Annotated in this window: 9 protein-coding genes; 8 read left to right on the top strand and 1 reads right to left on the bottom strand. The window is 30.3% G+C overall.

The genetic code is table 11. From position 1 onward, the window contains the following. The first annotated feature begins 4 nt into the window (after positions 1 to 4). Both M3P09_RS15295 and M3P09_RS15290 read left to right on the top strand, forming a co-directional pair. Positions 5 to 1,885, top strand: a complete 1,881-nt coding sequence (locus M3P09_RS15295) for an alpha-amylase family glycosyl hydrolase (protein WP_249973805.1) — start codon at positions 5 to 7, stop codon at positions 1,883 to 1,885. 1 nt (position 1,886) lies between these two features. After that, a complete protein-coding gene (locus M3P09_RS15290; RefSeq protein ID WP_249973804.1) occupies positions 1,887 to 3,548 on the top strand; it encodes an alpha-amylase family glycosyl hydrolase in 1,662 nt (553 codons plus the stop codon). 20 nt (positions 3,549 to 3,568) lie between these two features. Here M3P09_RS15290 and M3P09_RS15285 read toward each other — a convergent pair whose 3' ends face one another. Beyond that, complete coding sequence (locus tag M3P09_RS15285) at positions 3,569 to 4,165, bottom strand: RNA polymerase sigma factor (RefSeq protein ID WP_099562972.1); 597 nt, start codon at positions 4,163 to 4,165, stop codon at positions 3,569 to 3,571. Between the two features lie 95 nt (positions 4,166 to 4,260). On the opposite strand from M3P09_RS15285, the gene M3P09_RS15280 reads away from it, so the two are divergent. From M3P09_RS15280 to M3P09_RS15255, 6 genes are all read left to right on the top strand, one after another. Next, the gene (locus M3P09_RS15280; RefSeq protein ID WP_099562971.1) at positions 4,261 to 5,418 is read left to right on the top strand and encodes a FecR family protein; all 1,158 of its coding nucleotides are present in this window, start codon (positions 4,261 to 4,263) and stop codon (positions 5,416 to 5,418) included. A gap of 215 nt (positions 5,419 to 5,633) precedes the next feature. Next, positions 5,634 to 9,044, top strand: a complete 3,411-nt coding sequence (locus tag M3P09_RS15275; protein WP_249973803.1) for a SusC/RagA family TonB-linked outer membrane protein — start codon at positions 5,634 to 5,636, stop codon at positions 9,042 to 9,044. Positions 9,045 to 9,055: 11 nt separating this feature from the next. Then, entirely contained in the window at positions 9,056 to 10,402 is a 1,347-nt protein-coding gene (locus M3P09_RS15270) for a RagB/SusD family nutrient uptake outer membrane protein (protein ID WP_249973802.1), read from the top strand. Between the two features lie 101 nt (positions 10,403 to 10,503). Then, positions 10,504 to 13,320 carry a M16 family metallopeptidase gene (locus tag M3P09_RS15265; protein WP_249973801.1) on the top strand — a complete coding sequence of 939 codons (2,817 nt, stop codon included), beginning with the start codon at positions 10,504 to 10,506 and terminating at the stop codon, positions 13,318 to 13,320. 750 nt (positions 13,321 to 14,070) lie between these two features. Continuing rightward, on the top strand, positions 14,071 to 14,628 hold the full coding sequence (locus M3P09_RS15260; protein ID WP_158231408.1) for an RNA polymerase sigma factor: 558 nt from the start codon (positions 14,071 to 14,073) through the stop codon (positions 14,626 to 14,628). 98 nt (positions 14,629 to 14,726) lie between these two features. Continuing rightward, complete coding sequence (locus M3P09_RS15255) at positions 14,727 to 15,929, top strand: FecR family protein (RefSeq protein WP_249973800.1); 1,203 nt, start codon at positions 14,727 to 14,729, stop codon at positions 15,927 to 15,929. The last annotated feature ends 72 nt before the right edge of the window (positions 15,930 to 16,001 follow it).

Genomic DNA, 16,001 nt, shown 5'->3' with positions numbered 1-16,001 from the left:
CTTTATGAATAAGCAATATATATACATAATAATTCTTATTTTTTTGATATCCTTTGGATGTAAAAAGGAAGCAAATTCGACTCCTGAATCAATATCAAATAAAAAAGAGTTAAAGAGTAAAAAAGTTGTTTATCAGGTGTTTACGCGCTTGTTTGGAAACACAAATACAACAAATAAAGCGTGGGGAACAATTGAAGAAAATGGAGTTGGAAAGTTTAATGATTTTACATCAAAAGCTTTAAAAGAAATTAAAGAATTAGGTGTAACGCACATTTGGTATACAGGTGTGCCGCACCACGATGTAATTACAGATTACACAAAATATGGAATCTCTAATGATGATCCAGATGTTGTAAAAGGTAGAGCAGGTTCACCCTATGCTGTTAAGGATTATTATAATGTCAATCCAGATTTAGCCAAAAATCCAGAAAACAGATTAGAAGAATTTAAAGCACTTATTGAGCGTTCTCATGAGACTGGATTAAAAGTTATCATTGATATTGTTCCCAATCATATTGCTAGAAATTATCAAGGGTTAACCAACCCAAAAGGAGTTAAGGATTTTGGTGCTACCGACGATAAATCAGTTGTTTATCATGTCAATAATAATTTTTATTATAATCCGAAAGAAGCTTTTAAAGTGCCTATATGGGAACACGATTATTCGCCTTTAGGTAAAGAAAATCACCCTTTAGCAGATGGAAATTTTGAAGAGTTCCCTGCTAAATGGACGGGTAATGGGTCTCGATTATCTCAACCAAATATGGGAGATTGGTACGAAACTGTAAAAATTAATTATGGCATTAGTCCAGATGGGAGAAAAGATTTCGATACACTTCCAAATGGGTTTGAAAATGAAAGTTATAAAAAGCACTTTGAATTTTGGAAAGATAAGACAGTTCCAAGTTCGTGGGAAAAATTTAAAGATATCGCATTGTATTGGATTGAAATAGGAGTAGATGGATTCCGTTATGATATGGCAGAAATGGTTCCTGTTGAGTTTTGGAGTTATATGAATTCGTCAATTAAAATGAAAAACCCTGAAGCTTTTTTATTAGCCGAAGTTTATAATCCTAGGTTGTATAGAGATTATATTAAAAAAGGAAAAATGGATTATTTATATGATAAAGTTCAATTATATGATACCATTAAGCATATAATGCAAGGATATGGAAAAACTGATAATATACCTCCAATTCAAGAAGATTTAAAAGATATTGAGCATCAAATGCTTCACTTCTTAGAAAACCATGATGAGCAACGTATAGCAAGTTCAGGTTTTGCAGGCGATGCAAAAAAAGGAAAGCCAGCTATGGTAGTTTCTGCTACAATAAGTACATCGCCAACTATGATGTATTTTGCACAAGAAGTTGGAGAAGATGGTTCGGAGGAAACAGGCTTTGGAGACCCTACACGTACTTCAATTTTTGATTATGTGGGTGTTCCAGCACACCAGCGCTGGGTAAATAATAAGCAATTTGATGGCGGACAATTAAGTGATGAAGAGAAAATGTTACGTGATTTTTATAAACGATTATTAAATTTTACAATTAATAGCTCTGCACTTACAGGTGCGTATCAAGATATTCATTTATATAATCGAAAGCACACCGAAGGTTATAATGATAAAGTATTATCTTTTGTACGTTGGAGTGATATGGAAAAACTTGTCATTATTTCAAATTTTGATTCTGATAATGACTATGAATTCAATTTAAAAATTCCAAAAAACATTATTGATACATGGAATTTGGATAAAAGCAAGTATAAAGTTGAAGATCAATTATACAAGCAATTTTCAACAGATTTGATTATTGAAAATGGTGTTGGAGAAATTAGTGTTAAAATAAATTCTTTAGAATCATTCATCTTAAAACTGCAATAGCATGAGGCAATTAGTAATTGGAATTTTATTAGGTTTAATATTTATTGGTTGCGGAAAAAAAAACAATCAAAAGTTAAATGTAGAAGAAACTAAAACACCATTTGTTTGGGAGGCCGCTAACGTTTATTTTTTGTTGACTGATCGTTTTAACAATGGAGATGTTTCAAACGATATTAATTTTAATAGAAGCCTTGAAACAGGTAAGCTCCGTGGTTTTGAAGGGGGTGATTTAAAAGGGATTATTCAAAAAATTGAAGAAGGATATTTCACTAATTTAGGAATTAATGCTATTTGGATGACGCCTATTGTAGAGCAAATTCATGGAGGAACAGATGAAGGTACAGGTGTTACTTATGGTTTTCATGGCTATTGGACTAGAGATTGGACCGCTATTGACCCTAATTTTGGTACTAAAGCAGATTTGAAAAAATTAATACAAGTAGCACATAAAAATAACATAAGAATTTTATTAGATGCCGTTATAAATCATACAGGACCAGTAACAGAAAAGGACCCAGTATGGCCGAGTGATTGGGTGCGCACGGATCCAAAATGTGAATACAACAATTACGAAAATACAATAACCTGCACCTTAGTAAAAAACCTTCCAGATATAAAAACCGAAAGTAATGAGGATGTAGAATTACCAATACAATTAGTCGAAAAATGGAAAGAAGAAGGAAGGTATGAACAAGAAGTAAGGGAACTTGATGCATTTTTTAAAAGAACAGGTTACCCTAAAGCTCCTCGTTTTTATATCATCAAATGGTTAACAGATTATATCACTGAGTTTGGTATTGATGGCTACCGAGTAGATACCGTAAAGCACACCGAAGAATATGTATGGCAAGAATTTAAAGCTGAATGCGATTATGCTTTTGCAGCATACAAAAAAAATAACCCAGATAAAGTTTTAGACGACAATAAATTCTATTTAGTAGGAGAAGTTTATAATTATGGCATAAACACAGGAAAATACTTCGATTTTGGAGATAAAAAAGTAAATTATTTTGATAACGCTTTTCAAAGCCTTATAAATTTTCAATTCAAATGGAATGCGGCACAGCAAGATTATGAAACGTTATTTGCCAATTATTCAAAATACCTTGGTAATGATTTAAAAGGTTATGGAACTTTAAATTATTTATCATCGCATGATGATGGACAACCTTTTGATGCTGCTCGCGAAAAGCCCTTCGAAACAGCAACAAAACTATTGCTTGCTCTAGGAACTTCTCAAATATATTATGGCGATGAATCTGCACGATCATTAATTATAGAAGGTACAGAAGGTGATGCTACATTACGTTCTTTTATGAACTGGAATGCTATTACTAATGATACACAAACCAAAAACATTTTTAAGCATTGGCAAAAGTTAGGACAGTTTAGAGCAAATCATCCTGCTATAGGAGCGGGAGTTCACCAAATGATTTCAAAAGAACCTTATCTATTTAGCAGACGTTTTTCAAAAGCCAATTATAATGATTTGGTGGTGATAGGTTTAGATTTACCAAAAGGAGAAAAAGTATTAGATGTTTCTAAAGTATTTAAAGATGATGAAATTTTAAATGATGCTTATAGTGGTAAAACGGTTATTGTAAAAAAAGGCAAAGTGGTTTTTAATACAGAATATGAGTTAGTACTGTTGGAAAAACAATAAATTAGTGACTAATATATTTGCTAAATAGTAACTATTTTGCGTTTTCCAAAAAGTAAAAACAAAATACCATTGGTTTTATTACCCACTTTTTTACGTATAATTGAAAACGCTTTGGTTATTTGAGCTTCAACAGTTTTAATAGATACATTAAGGTATTCTGCAATTTCAATATTGGTTAACCCCTCTTGTTTACTTAATAAGAAAGTCCGTTTACATTTGGGTGGCAAATTTTCTATTTCTTTTTTTACTAGAGTTATTAATTTTTCGATACCAGTTTTATCGTCTTCTTCTAAAATAAAATCTAAAGCATCAATATATTTTTTTTCAATTGCCATAGTTGATTTCATCTTACGGTATTGATCAATAAATTCATTATATACTAATTTATAAAGGAAGCTTTGTATAACAAAATCGTTTTTAAACTTATTGCGTTGCTGCCAAACGCGAATAAAAACATTTTGTACAATATCCTCAGCAAGGTTATGATCGTGTGATAAACTAAAAGCATAAACACATAATTTCTGGTTGTATTGCTCTACTAAAAAAGTGTAAGCATCTGTATTACCGCTTTTTAATTCTTTAATTAGGGCTGTATTATCTGTTGAAAAATCTAACATTTCATATAATTTCTTTTGCAAATTAATAAAAATGTTGAGAAAAAGTTAGGGTTATAGAAAATTGCTTCGTTATAATATAAAGTTATATTATTAAAATGATTCCCCAAGAGACTGAAAATATAATAGTAAAGTATCTTACCAATCAAGCTACATTGAGTGAGTTAGATAAACTCGCATCATGGCTTGACAACCCTAAAAACACTAAGCTCTTTAGTGATTATGTAAAAGCCAATTATGCTATTAACTATAATATGAAGGAATACAATTCTGCTCAAATCAAAGCGCATTTATTGAGTATTATTAATAAAGATAAAACTACTTATCGTTTTGCAAAAAGGAAAAGAAGTTTTTTTAAATATGCTGCCGTGGCACTTATATTTTTATCAATTGGCTATGGAGGAATACAAGTTTTTTTTCAAAATAAAAACAAACTTATTATTCCAAAGGAAAGTATAACACTTAAATTAAATGATGGTAAAATTAAAGTTATTAATTTAAATGAATCTACCAAAGTTGTTGGTGCAAATGGTAATCTTATTGGTCTTCAATCTGGTATGCAATTGACATATAGTAATAAAGTTAAAAGTGACTTATTAATTTATAATACACTAACAGTTCCTTATGGTAAAAGGTTTGAAGTGCAATTGTCTGATGGGACTACGGTTAACTTAAATGCAGGGTCATCATTAAAATATCCAGTTAATTTTATAAATGGGAAAAACCGACAAGTATTTTTAAATGGAGAAGCGTTCTTTAATGTGGCAAAAGATTCTGTTCATCCTTTTATCGTTAATGCCAATGATATAGATGTACAAGTAGTAGGTACAAAGTTTAATATATCGTCGTACCCTGAAGATAAAAACATTAATACGGTATTAGTTGAAGGTTCTGTAAACATTTGTAAAACAGGTGATACATATAAATCAAAACAAGGAAAATTATTAAAACCAGGGTATAAAGCTGCATGGAATAAAATAGATAAAACAATACAAATTTCTGAAACCAACATAGAAACCCATTTAGCTTGGATAAGTGGCAGACTTATCCTTTATGAAGTAGAATTTGGAAGTATATTAAAAAAACTTGAACGGCAATATAATGTTAGGTTTATAAATAATAACAAGGCGTTAGAAAATAGATTTTTTACTGCAAAATTTGATATCGAAGATATTACACAAGTAATGGAAAGCTTAAGTTATTCAGGAAAATTCACATATAGATTTGAACAAGATAAAATTATAATTAATCCATAAAAACTATAAAACATGAAGAAAAACTAACTAACAAATCAAACCAAAATATTAAAATAATCGCTTTTTAAAAAGATTAAAAAAACCGGAAAATGCAGCAACATTCTCCGATTTATTAAATGCGATTAATGTCTAACACATTAAATCAAACCAAAAGTATGAAAAAATTCATTATTAGGTTAAGCGAAACGCTATATCTCTCTAAAATTAGTTTAAAAATGAAGCTCACATATATTTTGCTTTTTTTAACATTATTTCAAATTCATGCTAATACCTATTCTCAAAATGTAAAGATTACTTTAGATTGTAAAGAAATGAAGATTGAGGATGTTTTGAGTGAAATTGAACAAAAAACAGATTTTAAATTCTTATACGAAAAAGATGTTTTTAAGAAACATAAAATTGTAAGCATTTCATCTAAAAAAGAAAAGCTATCTAAGATATTGAAAAAGCTTTTTAAAAGTGAAGATATCGACTTTAAAGTAACCAACAAGCAAATTGTTTTGTTTCCAAAAAATAAAACATATTTGTTTTTAGAAACGCTAAAAAAATCTGTTGGCAAATTATTTCAAGAGTATGTAAGCGGTAAAATAACCAATGCAAATGGAGAGCCTTTACCTGGAGCAACTATAGTACTAAAAGGCACTAATAAAGGAGTTAGTGCAGATTTTGACGGAAATTATAGAATTGCTTTAGTAGACGATGCAAAAACGCTAACAATCTCATTCATTGGATATGAAACCAAAAATGTTGATATTCTTGATAGAAAAAATATTAATATTCAATTAGAAGAAGCTGTTACAGGTCTTGATGAAACAGTAATTATTGGATATGGTAGAGTAAAACGACAAAATCTAACAGGTTCAGTTGGTACAGTTAATGTGAAAAACATAACCAATCAAGCGCCAACCGTCAATTTAGACAATGCCTTGCAAGGACAGGTAGCAGGTGTTTATGTAACCAGTTCTTCTGGACAGCCTGGAGCTTCAACTCGAATTAGAATTAGAGGAAATACGTCGTTACTTGGTTCTAATCAACCATTATATGTTATTGATGGTATTCCAGTAGTACCAAATAGCAATATACCTATAGGCGGACCAGAAGGAAATAGACTAGGAGATGAACTTAATAAAGAAGGTATTAGTACTCCAATAGGTAATATTAATTCATCGGACATTGAATCAATAAGTATTTTAAAAGACGCATCAGCAGCTGCCATTTATGGTTCTCGTGCAGCTAATGGTGTTATCATTATAAAGACCAAACAGGGTGCCTACTCTGGGGAAACTAAGTTTGAAGCTAATGTTTCGGTTACAACCCAAAATGCGCAAACCTTAGAAGTATTGAATGCAGCACAATTTAAAGATGTATGGACAACAGCTGTAGGAAATGGAACAAGGGACGATGCCTTTGCTCGCTCAGTTTTAGATGGTTCTTATTTTGGAAATGCTGATACTAAATGGGAAGACGAGGTGAGTCCGGGTTCTCCAATCTCTACAAGTTATTATCTAAATGTACTTGGAGGTTCAGAAAACACTAGATATTCTACTTCTCTAGGTGTTAATACACAAGAAGGGGTATATAAAAATACTGGTTTTGATAGATACTCTTTTAACCTCAATCTTGATACTAAAATAAAAGATAATTGGACGTTTGGTTCTAAAATTAATATTTCATCATCAGATCAAGATGCTGTAGATGGTGGTCTCACTCAACTTACTTATAATTTTAGACCAGATATCCCTGTTTTTGATGAAGATGGTAATTATTCTTTCTCAACACAGTTTACACAGGAAAACCCTGTAGCACAATCTAAAGCTACTAATAATAATAAAACATTCTTATTGTTAGGCTCTTTATATACCCAATTAAAATTAGCAGAAGGGTTGAATTTAAAAACATTATTTTCAATAAACTATAATGAAGGTAATCAGCAAAGCTTTTACCCGCTTTTTACATTTACAGGTGGGTGGAGTAGAACACAAGGTAATGGAGATGGTTATGCGCAAGAAAGTAGAAGCAGAAGTACAAATACCTTGTTGCAGGGGACATTAACTTACAATAAGTTAATTGAAGAACATAGCATTAGTGCTGTTTTAGGAGCTTCTTTTGAAAAAAATAAAAGATCTGTTGTAAAAGGTTGGGGAGAAGGTTTTTTTAATGAAGTATTGACTAATATTACGAACGCAACAGTGTTTACTGATGCGTCTTCTTTTGAAAGTGGATCTGGGTTAGCTTCTTATTTTGGTCGAATTAATTATGATTTTGATAATAGGTATTTATTAACCTTATCTGCACGTGTAGATGGATCATCAAAGTTTGCTCCAGATAATCAATATGCCTTTTTCCCTGCTGCTGCAGTAGCTTGGAGAATTTCTAATGAAGACTTTTTAAGTGATAGTAAATTTATTGATGAATTAAAACTTAGAGCAAGCTTTGGGACAACAGGTCAACAAGATTTTGGAGACTATGCTTGGCGAACACTTTTTGAAGCTGAAGATTATGGACCAGACCCATCTGTAATAATTTCTCAATTAGGTAATTCTAGTTTAAAATGGGAAACTACCGAGCAAATTGATTTTGGCTTAGATTTTTCATTTTTTAAAGGTAGATTTAATGGCGGATTTGGATATTATTCTAAAGAAACAAAAGATGCTTTATTTACAGCGATAACGCCAGGAAGTACTGGGTATAATAGAATTATTGCTAATATAGGTGATACTAAAAACACAGGACTTGAACTAGAATTAAAAGGAGACGTTTTTAGAAGCAACGATTTTATTTGGAATCTATCGTTAAACGTAAGTAAAAACGAAAACAAGCTGACTAAAATTTCAGATGATTTTAGAGATGATAATGGGTTTTTAACTGGATTTCCAGGTGGAGGAAGGCTTAAAGAAGGAAGCCCAATAGGTTTGATTTATGGTTATGTAGCTGAAGGACTTTTTCAAAATCAAGAAGATATTGATGCCTTAAATACGGCATCACCAACAGGAACATATCAAAATAGTCAAACATCACCAGGGGATTTAAGATTTAAAGATTTGACAGGTCCAGATGGTATTCCTGATGGAAGAATTACAAACTTAGACCAAGAGGTTATTGGAGACACGCAACCAGATTTTTTTGGAGGTTTTAATAGTACTTTTCAATACAAAGGATTTTCATTATCTACATTTTTTACTTTTTCGGTGGGTAACGATATAGAAGCTTTTGGTTTAGCAAGAGGAACAAATTTTGCAAGCACTTTTATAGGAGAGAACAAAGTAACAAGTGTTTTAAATGCCTGGGCTCCAGATAACCCTAATACAGATATACCTAGGTTGGTTTATTTTGATCCAAATAATAATGACAGAACATCATCGCATTATGTTTATGATGCCTCATATTTAAGATTAAAAACACTAAACTTTAGTTATACGTTTTCGAAAGAAGCCTTAAAACAACTTAAATTTTTCAATCATATTTCTGTTTTTATTTCAGCTCAAAATTTGTTTACAATAACAAATTATCCAGGAGCTGACCCTGAAGCTTCTAATTTATTCAATAATGACATTAGCGCAGGAAGAGATAATAATCGATTTCCTATAGCAAAAATATTTACTACAGGTGTAAGAATAGGATTTTAAAACAAACAATTATGAAAAGAATAACAGTTTATATAATCACATTATTTTTTATTTACTCATGCGAATTAGTAGATGTATTAGAAAATGATCCGCCAAATAATTTAGTCGCAGAAAATGTAGTTAAAAGTGAAGCTGATGCCAGAGCACTATTAAACGGCGCTTATACGACAATTACATCTAGAATTAATGATAAATATTATATGTTTTCAGAGTTAATTCCTAGTGCTATGGTGGGCTCAATGAAAAGTTCTGGTTTTGGGTCAATTAATGCACAGTTTTCAAACAATAGTCTAGAGTTTGATAATATCTTTGTTAGAGATTACTGGCTTATGTTTTATAAAGTTATGGATGTAGCCAATAATGCAATAGAGCAAACAACTCAACTTTCAAGTGAACTAATTTCTGAAACATCTAAAAAAGAAATTATTGGAGAAGCTCGTTTTTTAAGAGCTATGACAACTTTTGATGCTTTAAGATATTTTGGACAATTTTTTGATGCTAACAGTAGCTTAGGTATTGTGTTGCGTACAGAACCTACCAACTTTGTTACCAGAGATAAAGGAAGAAGTACAGTAGCAGAATGTTATACTCAAATTTTATCAGATTTGGATGCAGCAATTGCTGATGCTCCAGATTTTTCAATTACATATCGTGCATCAAAAACTGCAGCCAAAGCTTTAAAAGCCAAAGTGTTACTTTTTCAAGGGAAATATGTAGAAGCTGCTACGTTAGCAAACGAAGTTATTAATGACGGAACAACAAGTTTAGAACCTGACTTTGAAACAACTTTTAGTAAAGGATTAAATTCGTCTGAAATGATTTTAATGACTTATCGTGATGAAAATTCAGATTCAGAAGATAATAATCGTAAACGTTTTTATTTTGGGAGAACAGCAAACAGTACTTGGTTTGCTGCTTTAATGGGTAGCGATCCAAGACAACCTTTTACATATAGCGGTACAAAAGTGCTAAAAACGAATCATGTTGATACGTTTAGACCAACTTACTTTTTACGTTTAGCAGAAATGTATTTAATAAAAGCAGAAGGATTAGCTTTTAGTGGTGCTACATTACAAGATGCTAGTGAGCCTTTAAACATTATAAGAAATCGTGCCGGTATCGGTGATACGCCAGCTACTAATATAGATGAACTTAAAGATGATATTTTTAATGAAATAGCAAGAGAATTGGCTTTTGAAAACGGAAGTGAATGGTTTGCAGCTATTCGTTTTGATAAAGCGATGACATTAAAACCTTCAATTACAAGTTCAAATCAATATATTTTACCAATTCCTGAAGAAGAAATTAATGGAAATGCAAAAATAACCTTGGCAGATCAAAACCCAGGTTATGAATAAGCCTTTTTTTATTTTGAGTTAGTCAATTTTAATAGGGCTTTAAATCTATCTTCATACGTTTAGAGCTCTATTTTTTTAGAATCATTATATCATTATCAATCATGAAAAACATAAAAATAATAACAGTATCAATTTTAATCCTTTTTAATTTCAAGCTTTTAGCACAAGTCGAGAATTTAAATAAACAAATACCAACAGATTCTTCAGTTAAAATAGGCAAATTAAGTAATGGTTTAACTTATTATATAAAGCACAACGCTAAACCAAAAAATAAAGCAGAATTAAGGTTGGTAATTAATGCAGGCTCTATTCTAGAAGACGAAGATCAACTAGGGTTAGCACACTTTGTTGAGCATATGGCGTTTAACGGGACAAGAAGTTTTGAAAAAAATAAACTTATTGATTACTTACAAAGTTTAGGGGTTGAATTTGGAGCAGACTTAAACGCGCATACCAGTTTTGATGAAACCGTATATAAATTATCAGTACCTACAGATGAAGAAACATTTAACACTAGTTTAAAAGTTTTAAGAGATTGGGCCGATGGTATCACTTTTGAAAATGAAGAGATTGATAACGAAAGAGGTATTGTTGCTGAAGAACTTAGAGCAAGAAGTGGGGCAGGTATGCGTATGTACTATAAATCCATCCCTTTGATTACAAACAATTCTAGATATGCTAAAAGGTCACCAATAGGTACATTAGATGTCATTATGAATTCTGATTACGATGCCATGAAACGGTTTTACAGAGATTGGTACCGCCCAGATTTAATGGCTCTAGTATTAGTTGGTGATTTTGATGTTCTTGACACTGAAAAAAAAGTTAAAGAATTATTTAGTGGTATTAAACCAGTTAAAAACGCAAAAGAAAGAGAGTACTATAAAATTCCAAATAATAAAGAACCCGTAGTTACAGTAATTACAGATAAGGAAACTACAGGTGTTAGAGTATCTATATACATCAAAAAAGAAGAAACAGAAGTTCAGACTTTGAAGGATTTTAGACAAGAACTTCTAAAAAGTTTATATACAGGTATGCTGCGTCAAAGGTTAAGTGAAGTTGTGCTAGAGCCAGACGCTCCTTTTTTATCAGCATCCGCTGGTATTGGTAATTTTTTGGGAAATATGGATAGTTATTATTTAAGGGCTAATCTTAAAGAAAACAAAATTATTGAAGGCATTGATGCATTATTTACAGAAAGTGAACGAGCAAAAAAATATGGTTTTACAAATCCAGAACTTAAGCGATACAAACAATTATTATTAAATAATGCAGATATACGCAGAAAAGAGACAGGAAAGTTATCTACAAAGTATTATATCGAACAGTACATAGATCATTTTACAGATAGTGAACCTATTCCAAGCGATACGTTTATACACAAATTTTATAAAGAAACTCTACCTACTATTACACTTGACCAAGTTAATAATATAAATAAACAATGGGTCAGAGAAGATAATATGGCAGTAGTTTTAAATGCGGTAGAAAAAGCAGATTTAGAATTACCAGACAAAAGTAAAATTGAGAAAACACTTAAAAATGTAACTTTTAAAGATATTGAGCCATACAAAGATAGGCTTGGTGATATTCAATTAATGTCTAATAAGCCAAAGCCAGGAAAAATTATAAGTGAAGCGTATAACGAAAAAATAGATGCTACTACTTGGCAACTAGCAAATGGTATTACAGTAATTGCTAAACCAACCAAATTTCAAAACGACTTGATTTCAATGAGTGGTTATAGACCTGGAGGAAGCTCAGTAGCTCCAGATTCGTTGTATGTTTCAGCTAGAAATGCTGGAAATATTATAGGCTCTAGTGGTGTTAATGGGATCTCAAAAACTGATCTAAAAAAATTAAACATGGGAAGAACCGTTAGTGTAACACCTCGTATCAACTTTTACGATGATTTGTTTTCTGGCAGTAGTTCATCTAAAGATTTAGAAAGGATGTTACAAATGGTAAATTTATATTTCACAAAACCCAATAAGGATGTGGATGTTTTTAATGCCAATAAAGAAAGTTTAAAATCTATATTTAAAGATCAAGATAATAGTCCTGGAAGTTTTTTTGAAAAAAAAATCAGTGAGTCTATGACTCAAAATCATCTTAGAGCTATTCCATTAACAGAGCAGCAAATTGAAAATGAATTAAATATTGATAAAGCTTACAATTTCTATAAAGAACGTTTCTCGTCAGCAAATGGGTTTACTTTTATTTTTGTTGGTAGCTTTGAGATTGAAAACCTTAAAGCATATGTAGCCCAATATTTAGGAAGTTTACCATCAAATTTAAACAAAATAAGTTCTTGGAGGGATATTGGATTAAGATATACTGAAGGTGTTATTAAAGATACAATAATAAAAGGTGTAGATGATAAAAGTAAAGTTGATATTCGTTTTGTTGGAGGGTTTGAATTTTCTTTAGAAGAGAAGAAAAAATTAAGCCTGCTTGGGAAACTACTCAAAATTAAATTAACTGAAGAAATGCGAGAAAAAATGGCAGGTGTATACGGTGTACAAGTATCAGGCTATGCTTCAGATATTCCATATAATTGGTATAGAATGAATGTAAGATTTACATGTGATCCAAATAATGTAGATAAGTTAATCAAAAAGGTATTAGAAGAAATCGAAAAAATTAAAATTCATGGTGCTTCATCTGAAGATTTAAATAAAATTAAAGAAGCAGAATTAGCTAATACCAAGGATGCTATGGAATATAACGGGTATTGGATATTTAAACTTAAAGAAACAAATAAATATGGTTTAAAACCAGAATCTATTTTAGATTATGAAACAGCTATTAATAAAATAGATTCTAAAATGTTTCAAGAATCTGCAAATGTTTATTTTAATAAAGCAAATTATGCAGAATTTATTTTAATGCCAGAAAGTTTTTCTAAACAATAGTTAATTTTATTAAAAAGAATTTCAAAAATATAAAACCTGTAAACTTTAGTGTTTACAGGTTTTTTTATTGCGTAACCGAAGAGAATCGAACTCTCGTCTAAACAAGTAACCAAAGAGTTTTCTACACACTTAGTTTTTTCTTGATTTTCAATTATAAGTCGATTAAAAACATTCTACTTATAACTTATCAAAAATGCCTTAATCCTTTACGCGGGCTGTTGCCATCAAAAAGTTTGTAAATCATTACAGTTATTGCACAATCAATACACTTATTACTTAGTGTTTTTTTAATAATAAAAATAGTTGTTTGTTTATAAAACAAAATTTAAAATAATCATGAAAATTGAAAGCTCAACCTCAGTATTAATACTAACAACATTATTTGTTTTTACTCCAATTATGTAATGAAGATGATGACGAGGTAACAAAAAGAAATCATTGTCAATTAATAAGCTATTTGAAAAGCGAATAACAATAACCTAAGCGTATTTGAATCATTTAAGTACCTTTTTTGGGTATTAAAGCAAAAATAGTATCAAATAAAGTGGTTTAATCACTGTTTTTTTTTTTTTAATCAATCTACTTTTGTGTCATTCCTATTATATATTAACTCTATTTGTAAGAAAGCAAGTGTCTTTTTTTTCTTTAACAGATACTACCATGGAATAAGTTAAGAAGCTTTTTTTGATGAAAAAATAAATAAAAAACTAATTCAAATAAAGCTAATATAGATTTAAAATAAGCATTGTATTGAAACTATTAAAGACAAATGAAGAATCAACGCTTTTATCTCTCAAGAATGGAGATAAGGACGCTTTTGAAGTTGTTTTTAATGCTTATCAAAGAAAATTATATGCTTTTATTTACCTTATTACAAAATCTAAGTATAGTACAGATGAAATTCTTCAAAATGTATTTATAACACTATGGAATTCTAAAAGCAGTATTGATACTTCTAAATCATTTAATTCGTTTATTTACACCATAGCAAGAAATTTAACTTATAATCATTTAAGAGCAATTGCTAATAAGGATTCTTTAAAACAAGAATTATGGGAAAATATGATTATGTCTTCTAATTGTACTGAAGATACATTGCTTTATGGTGAGTATAGTGAGATTTTAGATGACATTTTATTGGGACTTCCCAAACAGAAAAGAGCTGTATTTATACTATCTAGGGAGGAAGGTAAGAGCAATCAAGAAATTGCAGATTTACTAGGTATTTCAAAGAAGACAGTAAAAAACCATTTGTGGAAAACATTACAACTTATTAGAGAGCAACTTCACCCTCATATCATACAATAACTGTATAATACTTTATTTTTTTTAAAAAGTCTCTTTTCAACTTGGGACTTTTACACATTACAAGTGTAATACTATTAACCCTAGTTTTTAAACAGATAATGGATACAACAAAATATATAGAAGGACTTTTTCAAAAATTCATTGAAGGTTCACTAACAAAAGAGGAGTTTATCACCCTCATGGAATTTGTTAGAAATCCTGAATCTGAAAGTGAAGTCAAAGAATTATTAGATGATTTGTTGGAAAGCACAACTACTTATCAAGAATTAATTAATAAAACATCCAATTCTGAATCAAAACTTCTTTTTAACCAAATTATAACTCAAATTGATTATAAAGATCAAACAGGTAAAAAAAATAATTATTTTCCTATTGTAAAACATATCAAACACAGCAATTTTTTTAAAATTGCTGCATCTATTGCTCTAGCTTTTTGCCTGTTTTATGTATACCAAATTAATTTCATTGAAATAGAAGAAACGATAACTAATGATGTAACACTTACTTTAGATAATGGAGAGGTTGAAATAATTTCGGATGATGGAGATAAAAAAATTAAAGATAAAACAGGGGCCATTATTGGATCTCAAAGTGGTAGTCAAATAACTTACTCAAATGATATTATAAATGAAGAACTTGTTTATAATACATTAACCGTTCCTAATGGAAAACGTTTTGATTTAGTTTTATCTGATGGAACTAATGTTAAATTAAATGCAGGTACTTCATTAAAATATCCTGTAAAATTTTTAAAAGGTAAGAATCGTCAAGTATTTCTAGAAGGTGAAGCCTATTTTGATGTTGCAAGAGATAATGCTCATGCTTTTATTGTTACTGCAAACGATCTCAATGTAGAAGTTTTAGGCACAGAGTTTAATATGTCTTTTTACCCTGAAGATTATAATATTAGTACTGTTTTAATTGAAGGCTCTGTTAAACTATACGAAAAAGGCAAAACTAATGTAGGTGTAAACGAATCCACTATGTTATTACCTAATTATTTAGCTAGCTGGAATAAAGCAAATAGAGAAATATCTGTAAAAGAAGTCGATACTCAAATATATACAGCATGGAAAGACGGCATGTTGATATTTAGAAAAGCTTCATATAGGAATATTAGAAAAAAACTAGAGCGTCATTTCGATATTATTATTGATAACCAGTATTCATTTTTAGATGATCAAATATATACAGCCTCTTTTGATAAGGATGAAACTATTGAAAACATTTTAGATGCTTTTAAAGGAGACACTTATTTTAATTATAGAAGAACCAATAATTTAATAACAATAACTAATTAATCTAAATAAAACTAAAGCGTATGTAGCAAAACAACTATTCACACAAATTTAATTGAACCAAAATCACTTTGT

It is taken from the genome of Jejuia spongiicola (assembly GCF_023502325.1).
GTDB classification, from domain to species: domain Bacteria; phylum Bacteroidota; class Bacteroidia; order Flavobacteriales; family Flavobacteriaceae; genus Wocania_A; species Wocania_A spongiicola.
The sequence above is the reverse complement of the archived record's forward strand: the minus strand, read 5'-3'. Positions and strand labels throughout refer to the sequence as shown.